General features: G+C 49.6%; 21 protein-coding genes. 11 read left to right on the top strand and 10 right to left on the bottom strand.

Annotated features, from left to right (window positions below):
- Positions 1-5: 5 nt before the first annotated feature.
- Complete coding sequence (locus K7397_RS09515; RefSeq protein WP_223067805.1) at positions 6-512, bottom strand: C39 family peptidase; 507 nt, start codon at positions 510-512, stop codon at positions 6-8.
- 428 nt (positions 513-940) lie between these two features.
- Between K7397_RS09515 and K7397_RS09520 the strand changes: the two genes are divergently transcribed.
- Complete coding sequence (locus K7397_RS09520) at positions 941-3,586, top strand: winged helix-turn-helix domain-containing protein (protein WP_223067718.1); 2,646 nt, start codon at positions 941-943, stop codon at positions 3,584-3,586.
- A 169-nt stretch (positions 3,587-3,755) separates the two neighbouring features.
- Positions 3,756-6,938, top strand: coding sequence for a DUF4073 domain-containing protein (locus tag K7397_RS09525; RefSeq protein WP_223067719.1), 3,183 nt, complete (start codon positions 3,756-3,758; stop codon positions 6,936-6,938).
- A gap of 132 nt (positions 6,939-7,070) precedes the next feature.
- Here the strand turns inward: K7397_RS09525 and K7397_RS09530 are convergent, their stop codons facing one another.
- Together K7397_RS09530 and K7397_RS09535 are read right to left on the bottom strand one after the other, a co-directional pair.
- A complete protein-coding gene (locus tag K7397_RS09530; RefSeq protein WP_223067720.1) occupies positions 7,071-8,246 on the bottom strand; it encodes an MFS transporter in 1,176 nt (391 codons plus the stop codon).
- A gap of 75 nt (positions 8,247-8,321) precedes the next feature.
- Positions 8,322-8,612, bottom strand: coding sequence for an ArsR/SmtB family transcription factor (locus K7397_RS09535; protein ID WP_223067721.1), 291 nt, complete (start codon positions 8,610-8,612; stop codon positions 8,322-8,324).
- A gap of 433 nt (positions 8,613-9,045) precedes the next feature.
- Here K7397_RS09535 and thrS point away from each other — a divergent pair, with 433 nt between their 5' ends.
- From thrS to K7397_RS09550, 3 genes are all read left to right on the top strand, one after another.
- Positions 9,046-10,986: a threonine--tRNA ligase gene (gene thrS, locus K7397_RS09540; RefSeq protein WP_223067722.1), complete on the top strand. Its 1,941-nt coding sequence runs from the start codon at positions 9,046-9,048 to the stop codon at positions 10,984-10,986.
- Between the two features lie 219 nt (positions 10,987-11,205).
- Complete coding sequence (locus K7397_RS09545) at positions 11,206-11,556, top strand: PadR family transcriptional regulator (RefSeq protein WP_420488770.1); 351 nt, start codon at positions 11,206-11,208, stop codon at positions 11,554-11,556.
- A complete protein-coding gene (locus tag K7397_RS09550) occupies positions 11,519-12,223 on the top strand; it encodes a hypothetical protein (RefSeq protein WP_223067724.1) in 705 nt (234 codons plus the stop codon). Before K7397_RS09545 ends, K7397_RS09550 begins: the two co-directional genes overlap by 38 nt.
- 25 nt (positions 12,224-12,248) lie before the next feature.
- Here K7397_RS09550 and K7397_RS09555 read toward each other — a convergent pair whose 3' ends face one another.
- The 6 genes from K7397_RS09555 to K7397_RS09580 all read right to left on the bottom strand — a co-directional run bounded on the left by K7397_RS09555 (position 12,249) and on the right by K7397_RS09580 (position 15,966).
- Entirely contained in the window at positions 12,249-12,479 is a 231-nt protein-coding gene (locus tag K7397_RS09555; RefSeq protein ID WP_223067725.1) for a hypothetical protein, read from the bottom strand.
- Between the two features lie 309 nt (positions 12,480-12,788).
- On the bottom strand, positions 12,789-12,971 hold the full coding sequence (locus K7397_RS09560) for a hypothetical protein (protein WP_223067726.1): 183 nt from the start codon (positions 12,969-12,971) through the stop codon (positions 12,789-12,791).
- Between the two features lie 153 nt (positions 12,972-13,124).
- Positions 13,125-13,748, bottom strand: coding sequence for an ABC-2 transporter permease (locus K7397_RS09565; RefSeq protein ID WP_223067727.1), 624 nt, complete (start codon positions 13,746-13,748; stop codon positions 13,125-13,127).
- Positions 13,745-14,614, bottom strand: coding sequence for an ABC transporter ATP-binding protein (locus K7397_RS09570; protein ID WP_223067728.1), 870 nt, complete (start codon positions 14,612-14,614; stop codon positions 13,745-13,747). Before K7397_RS09570 ends, K7397_RS09565 begins: the two co-directional genes overlap by 4 nt.
- Entirely contained in the window at positions 14,611-14,988 is a 378-nt protein-coding gene (locus K7397_RS09575) for a GntR family transcriptional regulator (RefSeq protein ID WP_223067729.1), read from the bottom strand. Before K7397_RS09575 ends, K7397_RS09570 begins: the two co-directional genes overlap by 4 nt.
- Positions 14,989-15,078: 90 nt before the next feature.
- A complete protein-coding gene (locus K7397_RS09580) occupies positions 15,079-15,966 on the bottom strand; it encodes an AraC family transcriptional regulator (RefSeq protein WP_223067730.1) in 888 nt (295 codons plus the stop codon).
- Positions 15,967-16,139: 173 nt separating this feature from the next.
- On the opposite strand from K7397_RS09580, the gene K7397_RS09585 reads away from it, so the two are divergent.
- From K7397_RS09585 to K7397_RS09595, 3 genes are all read left to right on the top strand, one after another.
- Positions 16,140-16,871: a ThuA domain-containing protein gene (locus tag K7397_RS09585; RefSeq protein WP_223067731.1), complete on the top strand. Its 732-nt coding sequence runs from the start codon at positions 16,140-16,142 to the stop codon at positions 16,869-16,871.
- 192 nt (positions 16,872-17,063) lie between these two features.
- Complete coding sequence (locus K7397_RS09590; RefSeq protein ID WP_223067732.1) at positions 17,064-17,528, top strand: hypothetical protein; 465 nt, start codon at positions 17,064-17,066, stop codon at positions 17,526-17,528.
- Between the two features lie 24 nt (positions 17,529-17,552).
- The gene (locus tag K7397_RS09595; RefSeq protein ID WP_223067733.1) at positions 17,553-18,101 is read left to right on the top strand and encodes an NUDIX hydrolase; all 549 of its coding nucleotides are present in this window, start codon (positions 17,553-17,555) and stop codon (positions 18,099-18,101) included.
- A gap of 69 nt (positions 18,102-18,170) precedes the next feature.
- Here K7397_RS09595 and K7397_RS09600 read toward each other — a convergent pair whose 3' ends face one another.
- Entirely contained in the window at positions 18,171-19,775 is a 1,605-nt protein-coding gene (locus K7397_RS09600) for a PucR family transcriptional regulator (protein ID WP_223067734.1), read from the bottom strand.
- 309 nt (positions 19,776-20,084) lie between these two features.
- On the opposite strand from K7397_RS09600, the gene K7397_RS09605 reads away from it, so the two are divergent.
- The 3 genes from K7397_RS09605 to K7397_RS09615 all read left to right on the top strand — a co-directional run bounded on the left by K7397_RS09605 (position 20,085) and on the right by K7397_RS09615 (position 22,455).
- Positions 20,085-21,116, top strand: coding sequence for an ABC transporter substrate-binding protein (locus K7397_RS09605; protein WP_223067735.1), 1,032 nt, complete (start codon positions 20,085-20,087; stop codon positions 21,114-21,116).
- 64 nt (positions 21,117-21,180) lie between these two features.
- Positions 21,181-21,969, top strand: a complete 789-nt coding sequence (locus K7397_RS09610; RefSeq protein WP_223067736.1) for a cysteine hydrolase family protein — start codon at positions 21,181-21,183, stop codon at positions 21,967-21,969.
- 45 nt (positions 21,970-22,014) lie between these two features.
- On the top strand, positions 22,015-22,455 hold the full coding sequence (locus K7397_RS09615; protein WP_223067737.1) for a cupin domain-containing protein: 441 nt from the start codon (positions 22,015-22,017) through the stop codon (positions 22,453-22,455).
- Positions 22,456-22,460 lie beyond the last annotated feature (5 nt).

Consider the following 22,460-nt stretch of genomic DNA (forward strand, 5'->3'; position numbering starts at 1 on the left):
TAAACTTAATTATGGATCTCATATAAACCCCATCTCCAGTATTGGTCATAGGAACTACCGCCGACAAAAGAAGTATAGGTTTTGAATGTTTTTGTTCCATATTGGGGATCCATATAGTTAACATATTGTCCGGATTCACTATAACCATAAATAACAACTGCATGGCCGCCACTTCCATCTGTCCAACCCCAGGAAACATAAATAGGATATGTGGCATCAATTTGTGATTTGAGACTGGTCCATGATAAACTGCCGTCATAATACTGAGTATGAATAGAGTACCAAGCTAAGCCGGTCTGCGCTTCTCTTACAGTAGCAGATTCGTTATCACATGTTGTCGTTAATTTAGTTGCTTTAACAAAGGAGCATTGTGAAACAGATTGGCCATAATAACTCAATATACTCACACTCGATGCAGCCCAACACCAATATGTTTGTTCTTGTTTTTCTGCGGGATAATTGGCAATATTACCCGCGAATACCTGGACAATTACAAAAAACTTACTTCTTATCTAAACAGGACGGAGCTTATTCTCAGAAGGTTGCAGAAGATTAGCCCCAGCACGAGATGAGACATCTTTACATAAACTCAAGCTTCTCCATTTGAACAATGGACCGTATAATGTTCAAAAACGGCTGGCTAGTGATCGCCTTGTACCGTAGTTCCTGAAACGCGGATTTAATTTCTTAGGAAGTTGATCCAAGAACGGTTTTTGCGCTACCATAGAGAAGACACCTCTTCTGTGTGGTAGTGATTGCTCGGCCCTCTCACTTTACCAAACGAAGTGGTTTTTTCTATTTTTAAAAGCTGGATACTCACAGGCGATAAACCCATGTTATATCTGATATTAACCCGATTTTGACTCTACGAAAGTTGAGTTAAAATAAATAGAAATAAGGTTTGGCACTACATACTTTTTCTCAGGGCGGAGGAATAGGGATGAACGAACGAATGGATCATCTAGGCACGGAGGCTCCCCTTTTGCTCTCCAAAATAGCGGTTCCCCGCCAAAATGCCGAGTCCGTTCTGCGTTCCCGGCTGATCGGGAAGCTGGACAGGGGCCTTGCGGGCAAGCTGACGCTGATTTTGGCGCCTGCCGGATTCGGCAAGACGACCCTGGCGGCGGAATGGATCCGGCAGAGCAAGCTGCCGGCAGCCTGGGTCTCTCTGGACGCCCGGGATAATGCCGGCGCAAGGCTGTGGCGCTATATAGCCGCCGCGATTGGCACGGTTCGTCCCGGATTTCTTGCGGAAGTGATGCCGGTGCTGTCTTCGCTGCAGCTTGGCGGATATGAGCACGGGCTTATTCTGTTTCTGAACGCGCTAAGCCGGCTGGACGGGAGCCTCGTATTGTGTCTGGATGATTTTCATACGATTGAAAATGAACGACTGCTGCAGGGAATGGCTTACTTCATTGAATATTTGCCGCCTCAAATACATCTCTGCCTGCTCAGCCGAAGCGGACCGGGCATTCCGCTGTCCAGACTGGAAGCGCGCCAGATGGCGGTTCGGATCGAAGAGGAGGATTTGCGTTTCACCGAAGAAGAAGGGATAAGCTTTTTGCACGCGCATCAGCCGCTTCTGGACGAAGAGCAGGCAGCTCTGCTCGTTCGCCGCACGGAAGGATGGATTACCGGCCTCAAGCTGGCAGCCCTGTCGCTGCAGCGGGAGGGGGAGCCGGCAAAGTTTACCCGGACTTTTGCGGGGGATAACCGGCATATCCGGCAGTTTTTGATGGAAGAGATCTTCCTTACGCTGCCCGTGTCCCAGAAAGAGTTTCTGCTCAAAACCTCCATCCTGAAGAGATGGAATGCTTCCCTTTGTCATGCGGTGACCGGTGATGCGGATAGCCGTCAGCAAATTGACCAGCTGGAAAAAAGCCGCTTGTTCGTCATTTCGCTTGATCCGGCTGGCGCTTGGTACAGGTACCACCATCTATTCTCTGATTTTCTGCAGCAGCAGCTGAAAGGAAGCAGGGGGGAAGAGGTGCCCAAGCTGTATGAAGCAGCGGGGAACTGGTGCCTTGCGGAGGGGCTTGAGGAAGAAGCGGTGGAGTATTTTTTGCTCGGGGGTCATTTTACTCAGGCGGTAGTCCTAATGGAAAAGATGGCTTCCGGAGTCGTAGGCTGGGAATGGTCCAGCCTTGGCAAATGGCTTTCCGTCATTCCAACCGATCGTTTGCTCCGGCATCCGGTGCTGTTTTTTTCCTATGTCAATTCGCTTGTAGCCGAGGATGCAGGAGACATAGCTGCCGCCGAAAGGCTGATGAAGCTGGCCGAGGAATGGCTGGCCAAAGAGCAAGCAGGCATGACGGAAGAAGAGCTGCATTTGTTCCTTGCCCTGAAGCATTACGTCCGCGGTACGATGATGGTGTTCGGCAGCCATGATCTGCAGCAAGCCAAGGCGCACTATGAACGTGTTCTTCATTATGCGCCGCAGGGCATCCGGCTGATGTTCGGCCAGTATGAGAAGCCGCTTCAGCCCATTACCGTCAAAACCTATAAAATCGGTCCGGGGCACGCTTCCCGCCATATTGCGGAGGCTTACTCGCTTCAGCTCGCGGAGCTTTACCGCCTCGTCAATCCGCTGTTTCTCGGACGATTGCTTCTGAATCTTGCGGAGATGCGCTATTACTGGAACGATCTGGCGGGAGCCGCGGCTGCCTTGGATGAAGCGGTGACGTGGATTGTGCAGAAGAAAGTTCAGGTTGAATACGACCTGCTGCCCGCCTGGATTCTGCAGAGCAAGCTGAAGGCGGCCGCCGGCCGTCTTCCCGAAGCGCTGGACCTTCTGGAGCGGGGACGGGACGCGATGCGGGAGAAGGGCGTTGTTCGCGGTGCGGAGCTGCTGGAGCTTGCGCTTTCGCGTCTTGAGCTTCAGCATGGAAAGCCCGGCCGGGCACTGGAGTGGATGAGAGCCTGCCGCTATTCCGCCCGCGACAGGGTGTCCATTTATGAACTGTGCGATTATGAGTTGTTTGTCAGGCTGCTGGTGCGGGAACAACGGCATGAGGAGGCTTCCCTGCTGCTGGACAAGCTCATTCCGCTTGCCGAACGGGAGCTGCGGCCGATTGATCAGATTGAGCTGCTGTCCATGCGCGCCGCACTGCTGCTGCAGACCGGTGAACGCGAAGAAGCGATGCAGCAGCTCGAAGAGGGGCTGAGAATCGCGGAAGCCGGCGATCTGGTCCGCATTCTGATCGACGAGGGCGATGAGATCAAAGACTTGCTGGGCGAACTGGCGGCTGCGAAGCAGCAGGGATACTTTCGGGGACCGAGGGCAACGTCGCTCCAGTTTATCCGGTCCATTTTTTCGGGAATGGGAAGTCTTCCGGCTGACCTGGACGGGGCAGAGCCGCTCGCCGTGCTGCTGACGGCCAGAGAAATGGACGTCTATCAGGGGCTGCTCGACGGGCTAAGCGGCAAACAAATCGCGGAGAAGCTGAACATTTCCCCTGAAACCGTCAAAACACACCGCAGCCGCATTTACGACAAGCTCGGGGCAAGCAGCAAGGACGAAGCGATCCGCCGGGCCATGGAACTGGACAAGCCGGCTGAACATGAAATGGGAAAGCGCAGTGAGTAAAGGCTTTGCCTGATAATACCAGCTGCTCCCGCCGCTGTGAATGCGCCGCTTCAATATTGCAATGACACGAATCACTCCAGCATCCCCCTCTCGGGGGATTTTTTGTGTTTGGGAATGTTCTACAATGAGGGGTAGTCCAATTTCAAATATATGGATGAGGAGGGGATGAGTGTTGTTGCTAAAGCGAAGCCGGGTCATTGCGGCGTCTATTTGTGCACTTATCGCAGCCTTTATGTTTACCCGTCCGGTATTGGCCGATGACCGGCTGGCTTACTCCGTATTAACCTATGGGGCTCCGGGTCAAATCTCTCATATGGAGCAAACCGGCGACGGCGGCTATATTGCTGCTGGCAGTGGACCAGGCCTTACGTCCAGTCTAGTAAAGTTTGATGCCGAAGGTAAGCAAATATGGACGGTTCCTGTGATCGCGAACATTTTAAACGATGTGGAGCAGGCTGCGGATGGCGGGTATTTATTTTCGGGACAAGCCTTCAATCATTTTTTCTTCGGAAAGGTGAACGGGAACGGGCAACCGCTCTGGACGATCATGAGCTTTGCAGTTAATTATGACGGTATGGCAGGGGATATTATGGAGGTAGATGACGCCGCCGGACCTGGCATCCTCGTTACAGGGTATACCCGGGTTTCTCAGGGTGGCGAGCTGGAAGCGGCCGTTGTACGGACGACTTTGGACGGTGCCCCTCTCTGGGATAAACAGCTGTTGAAGCCTAAGGATCAATTTATTTATGATTCGATCCCTTCCGCTGACGGAGGATACATTTTGGCAGGCAGCACTGTCGTGAACGATACACAGGAAACGAAGGGGTACATGGTCAAGATCGATGCTTTAGGATCGGTTCAGTGGGACAGGGTGTACGGTGGCAGCGGCGCTTTATACAATTTGCAAGGGATTCAAAGAGGAACTGACGGCGGTTATATTGTGACCGGAAATATGATTGCCGGTTCCAGCCAGCAAATGCTGCTGTTGAAAACGGCGTCAGGCGGCTCCGAGGAATGGCTGAAGACCTACTCTTTTCCGGGGAATAGTTTGGGCATATCCGTATGGCCAACGAAAGACGGCGGCTATATCGTCTCAGGAGGCGATAACATCCTGGGCACGTATTTGCTGAAAACGGACGCTCAAGGCGTAAAGCAGTGGGATCAAATCCTGCTTGGATATGGAAACGGGAGGGCGGTTACCCAACTTGGGGACGGGAGCTACCGGGTGGCTGGCGGCATGTTCCAATCCTTTGTTATGAAGCTTTGGGTAGGGCCGCCAAAGGGGCTGACAGCCGATGACAATCGGAATGTACTTGCGGGAATGGATTCCAGGATGGAATATTCCCTGGATAACGGAGCGACTTATACAGCCTTTGACACTTCCACGCCGCCTGTTTTTTACGGAGACCGGCAGGTGCTGGTAAGATACAAAGCCGATCCGGCGGCAGGGTATGAAGTCGGCGAACCGGCCTCCTATGCCTTTACGGCAGACAAGCTTACGGAGGTCAGCGCTATTCAGGATCTTCACGTTCCTTATGGAACTCCGCTCTCCAATGTCCCCCTGCCTGACAAGGTGGAGTTCACGCTGAACGGAGCGGTTCAGGAGCAGGCGGCTGTACGGTGGGATGGAGGGAGCCCGGAATATGACGCGAATCACGCAGGGACGTACGCGTTTACCGGGACGGTAACCCTGCCTCAAGGAGCGGTCAATCCGGATGGCAAAAAGGCCAAAATCAATGTTGTGGTAGATCCGAAGTCAGAGACGGATCAAACGGTAACCGACGTAGCTTACATGCCGGATATTTATGCCCCTTACGGCACATCTTTTGAGGAAGTGGGGCTGCTGGATAACGTGAAGGTTACGCTGAGCAGCGGAGATGAAGTTTCAGTTCCCGTAACATGGGACGAAGGTGTTCCGCCTTATGACGGCAACGTACCCGGGACTTATACGTTTACAGGCACCCTTGTACCGCCCCCGGGGATTATCAATCCGGATGGAAAAACGGCAGCGGTGCGTATCATCGTGATGGCGAAGGAAGAACCGAATCCGGACGAGCCGACCGGGATTGTGCTGGATTCTTCTTCCTACCGTCTGGAAGTCGGGGCCGCACACTCTACAGTCACCAAAGCGGTATATGCGGGTGGCAGAGAGGAGCCGGTTAAGGAAGGAGTCACTTATACTTCGCTTCAACCGGATGTCGCAACCGTGGATGAGAACGGGACGGTTACCGGGGTTTCACCTGGCCGTGCGGAGATTGTTGTCCGGTACGGCGCGTTCACCGCTTCGGCCAATGTCGAGGTATGGAAGACGGAGCAGCCTGGTCCCGGCCCGGGAACGGGTGGTCAGCCGCCAGCCATCCCTGTGCCGCCTGTTGCAGATCCGAGTACGAGCTCTACAGCCTGCGGCCCTGCCGGCTGTACCGCGAAGCTTGGCAGCGAACTTGGCGTTGATATTCCGGAAAATGCGGCGGACAGCAGCTTTATTCTGACGATCGGAAAAGTCCAGCCTCCCGCCGGCATCATTCCGGATTCTATGAAGCTGCTGAGCCCGGTGTTTGAGCTGACCAAGAGCTTTGAAGGCAGCTTCAAGAAGCCGGTCACGCTTCACTTTAATCTCCAAAATGGGGACTTGGAATTGGGTGCTGACCGGAGAGCCGGTTTGTTCTATTACGATGAATCCGGCCGCAAGTGGATGGAAGTACCGGGATCGGTTCAGGGCAGCGAATTTACGTCCGAGGCCGATCACTTCGCCAAGTATGCCGCCGTATTCTCCGTTCCGAAGGAAGCTCCGGCGCAGGAGGAACCGCCGCAAGCTCCGGCGGTCACCTTCAAGGATACGGCTGGACACTGGGGCGAGGAAGCCATCGCGAAGGCAGCAAGCCGCGGCATCGTGACAGGATTTCCGGATGGAGGCTTCCATCCCGATCAGCCGGTCAGCCGGGCTGAATTTACGGCGATGCTCATGCGGGCGCTGGATGCGAAGGGGGCCGGGTCCGCAAACGGAACCCTGTCCTTCAAAGACAAAGACGCTATTGGGGCATGGGCGCAGCCGGCCATCGCCGAAGCCGTCTCGCGAAAGCTGATCGCCGGATATGATGACGGCACCTTCCGTCCTGGCGCGAACATTACACGCGCCGAAATGGTGACGATGCTGATCCGGGCGCTGGGCACCGCTGAGCCTGCTGCTGAAGCCCCGTTTGGGGATGCGGCAAGCATTCCCGCCTGGGCGAAGGCGGCAGCGTCGGCGGCCTTGCAGCTGGGCATCGCAGAGGGCCGCTCCGGCGGCAAGTTTGAGCCCGATGCTGCCGCAAGCCGGGCTGAAGCCGTCACGATGCTGATTCGCATGCCATAGCCACCGGAAAAAGAGTACAGGGAACACAAAAAGGAGGACAGAGCCAATGTTTTTCACATGGCGCTGCCCTCTTTTTGATAAGATCTTCACCGAGATGTTTGTGATTTGATTTCTCGGTTTATTTTCACTTGCTTATTTCGCAGATACACCCGCCGCCGCTTTGCTGCCGAACAGTCCGCTGCTTTGGTACACTAGCAAGGACACGATGAATAATACGGCAGTGAACCAGGAGTTCCCGAAAAATCCGGGGAAACCGCTAAGCAGAACACCGCCGATCGCGCCTCCGATCGTGGTTCCACCGTACATGGTGGCATTGGCCAAAGCGGAAACGGTGCCGCGGGCGGTCGTCGTCAAGCTTTGCAGCGTGCTCATAAATACGGGGAATACGAATCCCCCAATCGTGAAGACGCCAAAGAAAATGATTTCCGCGGCGACAAGATTCCCCGAGAAGGGCAGCAGGATATATAGAACGATGAGCGCCAGCAGCGCTGCCCTTAAGGAGCCCGGCTGACCCAACCGGCGCACAAGGCGGCTGCCGAACAAGGAGCCGATCGTATTGCCCAGGCCGAGAGCGATCATGGCCGTTCCGACAGCGGCGACGTCCAGGGAGAAATCGGCCGTAAACCAGGAGCCGATAAAGGAGAATGCGGCAAAGTTGCCGGTTTGGAATATAAAATAGGCGGCCAGATATTTGACGGCGCGAGGCGCCATGAGAAGCTCTTGATAGATACGAAGGATGGACTCCTTGCGCTCCTTCTTGACGCTTGGCATAGGCGGCAGCGCAATGCCGATAACTACGGTCATAACCAGGGCCGCTCCGGCAATGGCGAAGAACGGGGTGTGCCAGGAATAGACGGCCAGCCATCCGCCGATCGGAACGCCGACCATTTGGGAAACCGACAGCCCGGCTGTGGCAAGACCCATCACTTGGATGATGGATTCAGGCTTCACCAGAGCCGGAATGGAGGCCCAAACCTGTGGGCTTACGATGGCAGCGCTGATGCCGGCCAGCAGCCGGAATAAAAACATCGTCCAGAAGCTTGGAGCAAGACCGCAAAGGGCTGTTGAAATCGTAAAAGCGATCAGTCCGAAAATCATCGTACGCTTGCGGTCCATCCCGTCCGACAAGGGGCCGGCAATAAGCGCGAAAAGGGCATAGCCGAGCGCATAAGCACTGACCATCCAGCCGGACATGGACTCGGAAATGTGGTAAGTCTCCCTGAGTGCCGGCAGGAGGGGAGAGATCAGAAACGTATCGGTGCCGATGACAAACATGACGAGAAAGTACAGCAGAGAAATTTTTTTCAAGTGGAATCCACTCCTTTGGTTAATGTTCTATAGTTAAACAATTATTGAACTATTATGTAAAAATAATCCCGGAGCTCACAGGGAGTCCAGGAATCCGGGCAAATACTCGCGAAATGTGTCTGTGCGGAGACGGACATATTTGCAGCGTGAATCCTTCCTTGTCGAGGTAAGCCCTGCTTCGCGCAAAGTCTTGAAGTGATAAGCGGCTGTGGACTTTGAAATGTGAATTCTCTCCCCGATCTCGCCGCAGTTTAATTCACCCTCCACGTCCCGAAGCATTCTTACAATTTGCAGTCTGGTTTCGTCGGCCAGCGCTTTGAGCATTTGGACTTTGATCTCGTCATTGTTTAATTGTTTAATATCCATGAAACTATAGTATCCCCTTTCGGGCTGAAAATCAATGGTGGATTTACCGCTTGACAAAACAAAATCAAGCACTATAATTCGAATTAATCATAGTTTAGAGCGATGACCAAAGACAAGATTCCATAGGTCAAGTTGTACAGAGAGAGGGGCGCCTGCTGAAAGCTCCTTCAACGACGGCGATGGAGTTACCCCTTTGCAGCTGTGATTTGGAACCCGCCTGCCCCCGGCAAGCGAAAGTATATTTCACCGTCTCATCCCCGATAACGGATGCTTTAATGAGGACCTTCCCGCCTTTCAGACTTGCTCCTAAGTGGGCTGATGAAAGACAGAGAACGGTCAAATTAGGGTGGAACCACGAGCTGAACGCACTCGTCCCTATGGGATGTGATGCGTTTTTTTGCGTTCAAATTTCGTGGATATCGGAGGAATTACAATGTCTATTCAAGTTACATTTCCGAACGGATCGGTCAGGGAGTATGGATACGGTACAACCGTAGAAGCCATTGCCCAATCGATCAGCCCCGGACTCAAGAAGGCGGCGGTTGCCGGCAAATTGAACGGGAAGATGGTCGATCTAAGCCGCACGGTGGATGCGGACTGCCATGTTGAAATCATTACGCTGGACAGCCAGGAAGGGCTTGAAGTCTGCCGCCACAGTACGGCGCATCTGCTGGCCCAGGCGCTGAAACGCGTATACGGGGAGCACAACGTCAAGCTCGGCATCGGGCCGGTCATAGAGGATGGATTCTACTACGATATTGACTTGGACCATTCCATTTCAGCCGATGATCTGGCTGATATTGAAGCGGAAATGCGCAAGATCGTGCAGGAAAATTTGCCGATTCGGCGCGAAGAGGTTAGCCGGGAGGAAGCGATCCGGACCTTTGAGCAAATCGGCGATCCGCTGAAGCTGGAGCTGATCCGGGATCTGCCGGAAGATGCGGAGATCACGCTGTACCGACAAGGCGAGTTTGTCGATTTGTGCCGGGGGCCGCATTTGCCTTCCACTGGCCGGATCAAGGCCTTCAAGCTGATGAGCGTGGCTGGAGCCTACTGGCGCGGCGATTCCGATAACAAGATGCTGCAGCGCATCTACGGCACCGCTTTTTCGAAGCAGGCCGAACTGGATGAACATCTCCATATGCTTGAGGAAGCGAAGAAGCGGGATCACCGGAAGCTCGGCAAGGAACTGGGCCTGTTCATGTTCTCGGAAGAGGCTCCGGGCATGCCGTTCTATCTCCCGAAGGGCATGACCATCCGGACCGAGCTCGAAAATTTCTCGAGGGAATTGCAGACCAAAGAGGATTATGAAGAGGTGCGCACGCCTTTCATGATGAATCAGCGCCTGTGGGAGCAATCCGGCCACTGGGATCATTACCATGAAAATATGTATTTTACAGAGGTCGATGATACCCGCTTTGCACTCAAGCCGATGAACTGTCCGGGGCATATGCTCATTTTCAAAAATGAGCTGCGTTCCTACCGGGAACTGCCGCTCAGAATCTCCGAGTTCGGTCAGGTGCACCGCCATGAGCACTCCGGCGCCTTGAACGGAATGATGCGGGTGCGGACCTTCTGTCAGGATGACGCTCATCTCTTTGTCCGTCCCGACCAGATTGAGGAGGAAATCGGCAAGGTCATGGCGCTGATTGATCAATTTTACAAGGTGTTCGGCTTTGAATACAAAGTGGAGCTGTCTACGCGTCCGGACGATTCCATGGGTTCCGAAGAGCTGTGGAATCAGGCGGAATCGGCCCTGCAAAATGTATTGGACAGCCGCGGGATGAGTTATCGCATCAATGAGGGAGACGGAGCCTTCTACGGTCCGAAGATCGACTTTCATATTTTGGATGCGCTGAAGCGAAGCTGGCAGTGCGCGACGGTACAGCTGGATTTTCAAATGCCGGAGAAATTCGATCTCTCCTATGTCGGCGAAGACAGCCGAAAGCATCGGCCTGTCGTCATTCACCGGGCGGTATACGGGTCAATCGACCGCTTCATCGGCATTTTGACGGAGCATTACAGCGGAGCGTTCCCGCTCTGGCTTGCCCCGGTACAGGTTAAGGTGCTTCCGGTATCGGACCACTGCACTGATTATGCCCTGCAGGTGAAGCAGGCGCTGGCCGCAGCGGGAATTCGCGTCGAGGTCGACGGCCGCAATGAGAAGCTCGGCTACAAAATCCGGGAAGCCCGCCTGGAGAAAGTGCCGTACATGCTGGTGCTTGGCGAACAGGAAAAAGCGGAGAACACGGTGTCCGTACGGAAGCGGGGAGAAGCGGAGCAGGAAGTGCTGGGTTTGCAAGCTTTTATAGAGCTTGCTTTGGAAGAAATCCGAAGCTCGCGGATGGGACCTAGTCCTAAGACCCTCGGATGAAGCCACAGAAGCTGTGTAGAACGCATTTTAGTGAATAAATAGTTTTGCCATGTAAAAATGAGTTGTCTGCTTCAATTCTGACAACTCATTTTTTTGTTGTGCACATTTTTTGCGTAACCGATTGACATCATAACTACTTTTTATAACAATATAGCTACAGTATATTGCAATGCAAAGTAGCTGGTGAAAAGAGGTGTGGCGTAATTGATCCCATCGCAAATGCTTAAGGGGACATTAGAGGGCTGTATTTTAAAAGTAATCAGCAGTAAAGAAACTTATGGCTATGAGATTTCTCAACAAATACAGAAATATGGTTTTTCTGATATTGCAGAGGGGACAATTTATCCGCTTTTACTTCGGCTTGAGAAGAATGGATTTATTACAGCACAATATCGCCAGTCTGCTCTTGGGCCAAAACGCAAATATTTTTCCATTACGCGGGCAGGGGAACAAGAATTAGATTCTTTCTTAGTCAGCTGGCGAGAACTTGAACATGCTGTAAATCAATTATTTTATACTGGAGGAACAAGCGATGAATGCCCAAACAAAGATGCTGAATCGAAGGAATAACGAAATGGATAAACAGTTGAACGAAGAAAACAGCAAAGCAATGACCGATATTGTCTGCTACCTGCGCGTGGCAAATATGTGGGATTATCATCAGGAGGTAATCCGGCAAGACTTATTGGAGATGGTGTTATCTGCACAAGAACGCGGAGACAATATCCAAACGGTGATCGGTAAAGATTACAAAGCATTTTGCGACGAAGTCATAGAAAGTCTGCCTAAGAAAAGCAATAAAGAACGGGTCCTGGATTTAATTGATACTATTCTGATGGGTACAACCATTCTTGGTACAATAAATTTGATTTTTTCAAAAGACACCATTGCATTGATCCATAATGTGATTGCAGGCCAGCCATTGAAATTTGAAATTTCTATTTCGATTGATCATTTGCTGTCTTATGTGATTATCCTTGCAGCCGCTTTGCTTATTGTTCATGTAATTGGAAGAACATCCTTAAATCCGGAAAAGAAGCATACGCAAAGTAAACCAATAAAGTTCATAATAGGTGGATTTATAGGCGGAAGTGTAATGGCTATCCTTTTATTAATAGCGTGGATTGGAAGACAAACGCTCTTTACGGTTAATATATTTGCTGCATGCATATTTATTTTTGTGCTATATATTGCTCATAAACTCCTTCAAACAACAATGCGTAGGCAAGACTATTAGTTGGGAGGATATCCTAAAGGAATTTCTAAGAATCTTTAGTCCTTCTGTTTCTTATCTCTCTGAGTAAACCTGTTCCAAGCAATACTAGCCCGAGAATAAATAAAGCAGCTTCTAAGTATTCTGATAGGGTCTCGTTTGGTAAAATTCTATGCCACTTAAAAAGCCAGTGTGAAAAAACATTATCAAGTACGGCTAACAGACCTATTGAAATAAACATGCCGTTTAATAAAATGCGATTTCTTTCTTTACTTTTCATATTAATTCAGCCACCTATTCCGGCGAGAATCGTTTCGTTCTTCCCCATGGTTATCTCAAGCAATCAATCCGTTTACACCTTTGAATAAAGTTTAGGTTCTCCAATTCCCTCCTGCTTATGCGGGTTAACCGGGATTTTCTAGAGCTAATTTCAGATCAAATTTTGATAAGTCCGATAATATGAGATGGAGGGTTGATGATTGGGGCGATCATGTCCAGACAAAATATCATTAGGGATTCGGCAAGGCCCGTACGCTTTCGCCCGAGCCTAGACGCTGAGATGTGAAGCTTGTAAGAAAATCGGCATTCTCTATTTTCTATCAATCGGTTTTCTTCTTTTTATAATGATCCCTGAAGCGGTAAACACTGTTCCTGCACTTGCTAAATAGTAGGAATCAAAATTTTCAGGTAGAATATCCAGAATATTACCAATTGCAGCTGCAAGTATAAGAAAAATGCCTATTAGTATCGCAATATTTCCTAATTTAAACATTTAAACGCCTCATTTCCTTATATATGTATGTCTTTCAGGATGTCCTTGTTCCTGAATGATCCGCAATAACACCATCCTGCTTGACCTTGTAATGAAGCATAAGATCAAGCAGTTGGCATCGAGACGGTAACTCTTGAAGTATCCTATCGCTCTTCAAATATCTTTTTTCACCACAATCGAAGTCGAAACCGCCAGGGAAACCAGCAGCATAACGGCCGCTGCCCCGGCTGCAATCTCGGAAACGAGTGTCTGGTCAAGAGTGGCTAAATGCTGAAGCGCTTTGGAGAGCCATGGGATTTTTCGAATGGTCATACCTAATATCCCCACTCCAAAGACAACAGCAATCATCGAGTATTGGCATTTGGCGTACCCGTATTTGAAATAAAAAGGGAGCAGGATAGCCATCATCGTCGTGAACGCGGCAAACAAGAACAGGTACTCGGAAGGGTTCATAAGCTGCAAATCTTTATCCGTAACAGCGGTCATTACAGGTACGGCGACAGCGCTGATCAACAGTGTGGCCAGAAGGAGCAGCATGCAGTACAGATAGCGGGCGCGGACGACGTCTTTTTTGCCGGAAGGTGAGAAATAGAGTGCGGTTACGCCTTTGTCCTCATTCACAAACGGAAAAAAAGCAAACATAAACGGCAAGATAATCATGATAGGACCGGACTGCAGGTAGGTATAGAACAATAGCAAGGCTACAAATAGCAGGAGACTTTTTTTGCTCATCACCGACATCAGGTCAACGAGCAGGCAATTTTTAATAGCGTTCATAACAGAGAACTCTCCTTATTTCCCAGAGTATGAAATACAACGATATCGTCAAGGGTTGGAGCTTCAACCACCACGGTGTGCGGTAAACTCCGGATATGTTCCGTTCGCATCAATGCTTCAAAGCCGAATGAGCTGCGGCGAATGCCGACAGGCTCTGCCTTAAGCTCTTTCAATTCCCGATCGCTGCCTTTTATGAGACAGAAGCTGCTTCTTAGCTCCTCCGTTTCACCGGTAAAGATCATGTTACCGCCGTGAATAAAGGTTATGTAATCGGCGATTTTCTCAAGATCGGTTGTAATATGGGTGGAAAATAAGATGCTGTGCTCGCCGCCTTCGACATACTGCTGCATCAGCTGCAGAAACCGGTCCCGCATGACGGGATCAAGCCCGCCTGTCGGCTCGTCGAGCAGCAAAAAGGAAGTGTCGCGGGAGAGTGCCGCGGCCAGCATCAGTTTAAGCTTCATACCGCGCGAAAAATCTTTAAGCGGCTTGTTCCACGGCAGCTCAAATTCCTTGACATAATCGTTAAACGTGGTGGAATTCCAGCTTGGATGGATATGCTTCATCAGAAAAGCCACATTTTTAACGGTCCAAGTGTCACCGAATATACAAGTGTCCGAAACATAACCGATGGTTGATTTAACGGCAGCTTCATTCTTTTTTGTATCCTTGCCAAGCACACGAATGCTGCCGCTGTCAATGTCCACCGTATTCATAATCGATTTGATGGTCGTGCTTTTGCCCGCTCCGTTAGGCCCGACCAATCCCATAATGTACCCCTTGGGCAATGTAAAATTGATATCCGACAATGTAAAATTCCTAAAGTGCTTGCGCACCTGATGCAGCTCCAGAATATGGCCGCTCATAGATCTTCCTCCCTCATTAAAAACGACATCGTTTCCAGCAATTCTTCCCTTGTTATCCCAGCTGCTTTGGCGAACTCGATGGCTTCAAGCAGCTGATGCTCAATTTTGTACAGGTATTCCTCCCGGATCCTCTCCTTATTGAGCGTGACAAAATAACCTTTGCCTTGTACAGCCGAGATGAAGCCTTCGTCTTCCAGTTCGCTGTACGCCTTGGTTGTCGTAATCACACTGACCCGAAGCTCGGCGGCCAGCTTGCGGATGGAAGGAAGGGCGTCCCCTTCCTTGAATTCCCCGGTGAGCACGGCGTCTTTGATTTGGTTCTTGATTTGCGTGTAGATGGGCAATCCAGCTGAATTAGAGATGATCACTCTCATTGTTGTTCCCTCAGTTCATGTGTAACTTCAGTATATACTGTATATGTATGATTATATACAGTTGGATATTTTTTTCAAGCATGAATCTCCTTAGTGATCCTCCCTGATCGTCTTGTAATACTGCTTTGGAGACATGCCCACGTATTTTTTGAATACTTTGCTGAAATAGAACGGATCGTTCAGTCCCGTCAAATACCCGATTTCATAAAAGCTCAAATGGGTCGCTTCGATCAGCTCCCGGGCATGGTTGATGCGGACTTTGTTTACATAACGCATGATCGGATCCCCGGTCAGCCTGGTAAACACGCGGTTGATGTAATCGTAATTGCATTCAAATTGCTGCTCAATTTCGGCGCTTGTAATTTTGCTCGGGTAATGCTCATGAATATAATCCAGCAGATCATGCACCTTAATATAAGATTTGGTGCGGCTGTTTCCGGGCTCCTGCAGTTCGCTCAGGAAATGGTCGCGGGATACGTCAATCAGAAACTCGGAAAACTTTAAAGCGGTTAACATGCGGTTGAAGTTTTTGCGTTTGTACAGCTGCAGCATCTCGTTCATGCTGTGGAGAGCCTGATGGAATCCTTTTTTGGACAAGGTGCAGGTTTTGGGAAAATAGCAGGCTTGGCTGTCCTCCCTGGGCTGTTCCGGTTCCTGTTCAATCAGATAACGCTGGGCCACGCTTAGAGGATCTTCGGTCTTTACGTTCTGAATATCGGAATGCTCAAAATGGATATAGTAGTAATCGCAAATGTGCTCCTGGATGCCGCTGTGATCGAGATTGGGCTCAAGCAGCAGCAGGTCGCCTTTTTTCAATACGTAAGGGATTCCGTTCTCCTGGATGTGAAGCTCTCCGCTCTTAATGAAATAAAGGATGTATTCATTGACGTTTCTTTTGAAGTGAAGCCATGGGTGGGGGTAGGATACAAAACCCATCAGCTTGATATTGGGTGTAAAATGCATGTTTACGATCAGCACGGCCAAAGCCCCCTGTGATTATTTAAAAGTCGTTTTTGTACAAAAAGAGTATCTATCGAACATTCCAGTTCATTCTAACACATCCTATACTGGGATAGGTATTCCAGATGGCAGCATGAGAATAGACTTAAGTCGGCCAGCAGACCGAAATCAGATGACGGAGGATATGGATCATGAGCAAAATCAAAGTCACGATATGGAACGAATTCCGGCACGAAAGACACAACGAGAAAGTGAAAGGCATTTACCCTGAAGGCATTCACATGGCAATTGCGGGTCATTTGGCAGGCAATGAAAGCTTTGAAATCAAGACGGCTGTCCTCGATGAACCGGAACACGGCCTGACCGAAGAAACGCTGAACAACACGGATGTGCTGATCTGGTGGGGACATCTGGCTCATGGCGAAGTGCAGGATGAGATTGTGGAAAGAGTACGTGCGAGGGTGCTGGATGGGATGGGACTGATCGTCCTCCATTCCGGACACGCATCGAAAATATTCCAGAAGCTGATGGGAACGAACACTGGCATTTTGAAGTGGCGCGATGATGGCGAGAAGGAGCGGATTTGGGTCATTGAGCCCGGCCATCCTATCGCAAACGGACTGGGTGAATATATCGAGATTCCAAAGGAAGAAATGTACGGGGAACGGTTCGAGATACCGGCTCCGGATGAGCTGGTCTTCATCTCCTGGTTTGAAGGCGGAGAGGTGTTCCGCAGCGGCTGCTGCTACAAAAGAGGCAAAGGGAACATCTTTTATTTCAGACCGGGGCATGAGGAATTCCCTGTGTACCATCAACCGGAAATTCTCCATGTCATTTCGAACGCCATATTGTGGGCCGCTCCCGTACAAGGAGCCAAGTCGTCCTATGGCCGGGTGGCTCCGCTGGAAGCCGTTCATTCTTGAGTCCGCAGTGGCTTGATTTTCATTCATAGACATACAAAATGAGGGCCCGTGCGGCCCTCATTTATTTTTGCCGGGAAACAGCACGTAGGCTCATGTACGGATCCGGAAAAGAAACAAGGCTAACATCCAAACCGGAATGCTTGTATAATAATAGGTGAATATTTCAAGCTGATTAAAGAAATGGAGAGTTTTATGAAGCACGCGGAGCAAAAATTCAGAATTAAAAGCGCCACCGGAGTGGAGTCGGTTGTTGTGATGCTGATCGCAGTTATCGTTGTCGGCAACCTCCTTCGCCGGACCTACGCAAGTGACGGGGATCTCCTGTTTTATATTTTCGCCCTTGTTCTGTTGTATTGCATCTGGATGTTGATTTTGGCCTTGGTAAAGGTGGTAAAGAAGCCGACAGAGCTTCTGCTTGGCAGAACCTCGATTACGGTAAACGGAAGGACCTTGGAGGCATCCGAATTGGACGAAATTCTGATCAACGGATTGGCAAGACGGCTGATCGGCATCCGGCCGAAGGGCCGAAGAATCGTGCCCATGAAGCTCGGGTTCAAATTTGCGGAAGACGAAGACGAGGCTATGAAAGAGTTGGCCCATTGGGCTAAAATGAACAAGGTTCCGATGGTGGAGAAGAAATTTTTTAAGTGGGTATGAAAGGATCGGGGAGGGGCTCATGACATGATCAAATACAATATTTGTTTTATCAAGCGAGGCGGTCAGCTTTTGCTGCTTAACCGGGAACGGGCCAGCTGGATGGGATGCTGGAACGGCATAGGCGGGAAGCTGGAACAAGGCGAGACATCGCGTCAGTCGATGGTCCGGGAAATGTCTGAAGAGACGGGCATAGAGGACTATACCTTGCACTTCAAAGGATTAATAACGTGGAGCGTAGATGGCGCCGAAGTCGGGGGCATGTACACCTATTTGGCGGAAGTGGCGGATGACTTTGTTTTTCAGACACCGGTCAAGACGGACGAAGGGATTCTGGACTGGAAGGAAATTGGCTGGATATTGCATGAGAGCAATCAGGGCGTCGCTGCCAATATCCCGAGGACACTGGACGCTATATTGAACGATGACCGTGTGTATGATCATCATTGTGAGTACGAGAACGGAGTGATTCGCGATTACGAGGCTGTGAGGATTGAACCGGCTATAGAACGGAATGCAGAGCTTCTTGAGCAGCATTTAAGTAAGTATGTCAGGGAAAGCAGATTAGCAACCTAAACCACCTGAAATGCCCCGTTTAGGTTGCTTGGACTTTCTCCTTTTACAATTATAAAAAGGCATCGAGCATTATTTCGATCTGTCTACCGACATCAAATGCTTGAACATAAATGCCATCTTTAGTTTCAGCATGTCATCCGTGTTTTTTAAGTCCAGATTCAAAATCGCCGAGATTTTCTCCAGCCGATAAAACACAGTGTTGCGGTGAATGAACAGTTCTCTGGCTATTTCATTAATCTGACCGCAGTTGGAAAAATACGATTCAAGCGTACGCATCATTTCCCCCGCATACTCTTCATCCCTCTCCATCAGAGGACGGAACAAGTAAGCGCAATAATTGCTCATGACTTCCTCGGGAATATGCCGGAACAAGTAAGTGAACTCGATATCGGCAAACATAATGACAGGCCGGTCAAAACCGAGTTCTGTACTAATTCTTTCGGCTTCGACACACTCCCGCAGACTCTCAATAAACTCTTCTACTCCGATCCGGACTTTGCTGGCATAACTGGTATTTGAGGTTTTGGGTTCGCCCCAGGAGTACATCAAGTCTGCGTATAGGCGGGCAACTTGCTCACACCGGATGCTATCTCTGGCCTCCTCTTCCCGAATAGAGATGAGGGAGCACAGCCTGTTCATCATATAAAAATGATAGGATTCAATAGACGCCGTATTCGGATGCTCGCGCAACCTGTTTTGAATTTCCCGTAATTCTCGCCCTTGTTGTTCCGTATTTTCGGAGTTTTCCCTAACCGAAGAAATCATAAATAGATAAGGGGAATTCCAAAATTTGCTGCTGAGCGCTTCTGCAAACTCACGGACCCGCTCCCAGGATGTACTCCCCTTCAAGTAACGCTCCATGATGATGCCGAGCTTACTGCTTACTGCGAAAGCCTCCTGATTCTGAATGACCTCCAGGTGAAAGGACAAGATAACGGCAGCCTGGTGAAAAATACCCTCCATATCATGAACATCATTGAAATAGTCCGTTTGCAGCATCAGATAACCGTACAATTTGCCATTTTTCAGCAGTGGAATCCGGTATAGCAGCTTGTCGGCTGTTTTGGATAATTGATTGTCCGGCTGCCAAGGCCAACCCGTCAGCAGTTCCTGCTGCGAACACCCGGTTGCATTATACAAAATCTGCCCGTCCGATCTGACTACGGCAAGGGGAAGGCCTAAAATGTCGGCAACACCCTGAAAATAGTTGGTATATTCATTCGCCCTCATTGCAAAGTCCACCAGTTTTTTCTGTGTTTCAAGCAGCTCATTAAGCCTGCGGGTGTCACGCTGGAATTCAGACTGGAAAAGCGCCGTGATCTGCTCGGAGAATGTAAACTCGAAAGGCAGTTCGATCAGTGGAATCTGCAAACGGTCAGCCTCAAGCAACACGATTTCCGGTATTTCCCTCCAATATCGTCCAAGCTTAATGCCAAGTCCCGATGATCCTCGTTCATTCAGCTTTTGCAGCAAAGTCACAAACTCCTCAGGTGAATCCTTGATGGCATAAGCTGTGGTCAGCAGCAGTTCGCCTTCCTTCATCCAATTGATTACATCCGGCGCATCCATAAGATTGATGGAACTGATGATGCGTGAGATTCCGTCTTTGCCGGCCACCAGTTTTCCCTTAGATAACGGATAGATCTTTAAAGCATCTTCAACGGTTAAGCGCATGTGAAATTCCCCTTTATTTGGCATGGGCGCTTACGCCCGCTGCATGGCATAAGCCTGATTTGCGGCCTAATCGCAGTCTTAAGCTTTTAAAAATTATAAAGCTTTCCGGCAGAAGCCTGCAATCCTAATCCCACCTGAATGTCATATAACTTTACATCAAAATGCGATAATTTTGTTTTTTATACAATTGAAAAGGCTATCGCTTAGGTCTTGAGCCAAAACTGCGTTAACTATATTTACAACAAAGATTTGAAGAATTATGATTGAAAAAATTTTAAGGAACACATTCACAGCGAGGAGAGGGTCTACATGTTCAATCATTTATTCAAGCCAAGTTCCAAAAAGTGGCTGTTGGCAGGCGCTGCGTTGGTCTTGATGCTGATGAGCGCTTGCTCCAATAATGCTTCCAATAAGGGTTCCTCTTCAGCTGAAGGCGGAGAAAAAAGCGCCGACCTGAAGAAAGTGAGGCTGATTGAAGGCTGGTACGCAAAAGGTGAAGACGGCGGCTACTTCGCGGCATTGCAGCAGAACTATTATAAGGATAAGGGAATTGATATGACGATTCAGCCCGGAGGACCTGAGGTCTCAGGTTTGCAGCTTGTCGCAGCTGGCAAGGCTGATTTCGGTATTTCCTATGCCGATGAAATTTTAAAAGCAAGGGAACAAGGGATTCCTGTAGTCGGCATTCTTGCAGGCTTTCAAAGCACTCCGCAAGTATTGATTTATCATAAAGGCCAGAAAATCGGCGATTTCTCCGATCTGAATGGCAAAACCGTTTATATTGGTACAGGCGTGCCGTACTGGGAATTTATCAAGAGCAAGTACAAATTGAATGAAGTAAATGAAATGAAGTACAACGGACAGCTTGTAAACTTTATCAATAATCCGAATTCGCTGAATCAGGGGTATATCACGAATGAACCCTATGCGCTTTCCAAACAGGGGGTTGACGTAGATTATCTGAAAATTGCCGATTCCGGTTATGCAAATTATGCGGATGTGCTCTTTACCACTGAAGATTATTTGAAAAAAAATCCTGATATCGTGAAGGCCGTCGTGCAGGCGAGCCAGCAAGGCTGGAGCTATTACCTCGATAATTACAAAACCGTCAATCCGCTCATTCAGACCTATAACCCGGATATGACCGTAGAAGCGATGAATTACGAGGCTGAGCAAGAGAAACCATTCATTATCAATGAAGAGACTAAGGCCAGTGGAATCGGTTATATGACGGAAGAACGTTGGAACACCTTGATGGATCAAATGATCGAAAGCGGCAGCTTGACGAAGAAGCAGGACGTAAAAGAAGCATTTAGAACTGAATTTCTAGCCAAGCCATAACATCAGTGTATGCAAGTACATGGGGCCGGCTGAAATCAGGATTTCGAGAAAATGAGGTAAGCTTATGTTTAAACTTGGGAATCGCAAAAGTTATTGGCAGGTATCCGGAACGCTTGCGGATGTTCGGCGCATCCGTAAGCCGAGCCGCTCCGTAACTCTTCCGGCACAGCCGCAGGAAGTGATCTTTGATCTGGAGCGTACAGCAATCATTGTCGTAGATATGCAGAATGATTTCTGCACGCCTGGAGGGTGGCTGGATTCGATCGGCGTCGATACGTCGCCGCTAATGAATCCGGTCAGCCGGTTGAACCGCCTGCTGCCCGAATTGCGTAAAGCGGATGTTCCTGTGATCTGGGTGAATTGGGGGAACCGGGAGGACCGTATGAACGTGCCTCCTTCCGTCCTTCACGTTTACAATTCGGATGGAAGGGGAACCGGCATCGGTGACCATCTTCCGGGAAATGGCTCCAAGGTGCTGGAGAAAGGCAGCTGGGGAGCGGCGATTGTAGATGGTTTGGATACAAAACCCGATGATATCTATGTAGATAAATATCGCATGAGCGGATTCTGGGATACGCCGCTGGATAGTATTTTAAGAAATCTGGATATTCAGACTGTGCTGTTTGCGGGAGTTAATTTAGATCAATGCGTGATGCATACGCTGCAGGACGCAGGCTGTCTGGGGTACGACTGCATACTGTTGGAGGACTGCTCGGCAACAAGCTCCCCGGCATACTGCACCGAAGCAACCATTTACAATATCAAGCAGTGCTACGGGTTTGTGGCTGACTCCAATTGGCTTGTGAGCGAATTGGCTAAAGCGCCTGCCCGTCAGAATGAAACTGAAGGATGAGTTTTATCGGATTATCAATCATATAAAAAGCGAGGTTTAATGTCTATGGTTCATATTCCAGGTTTGATAGCGGGCAACTTCGAAGATTACCCCGTACACAAAATTTCGGCGAAGGATACGAATAAATTCGTGTTGCTGTTTGACAGGGAGCAGGTGTCGTTCACTTCATTTTTGGAAATTTTTGATGTGGGTGGCAGAACCCCGTCAAATGAACACCGCGAAGCCTACGAATATTTTTACGTATTAAAAGGCGAAGGAATAGCCAAAGTAGGCAGTGAATATGAGACTCCGATTCGGCAGGGATCTTTCATAGTCATACCGCCGGGCAACCACCATGATATTATCAACACGGGGAATACTCGCATGTACTGTCTCACAACCATGGTGCCTGATGAAAAGTTCTCAGACCTGATTAAAGCCGGTCCTTTAGCGGAACTGGATGAGGAAGATCTGGCTGTTCTGAAAGAGCTGGCTTCTGCACAATAATAACT

The organism is Paenibacillus caui, assembly GCF_019904135.1.
Taxonomy (GTDB): domain Bacteria; phylum Bacillota; class Bacilli; order Paenibacillales; family Paenibacillaceae; genus Fontibacillus; species Fontibacillus caui.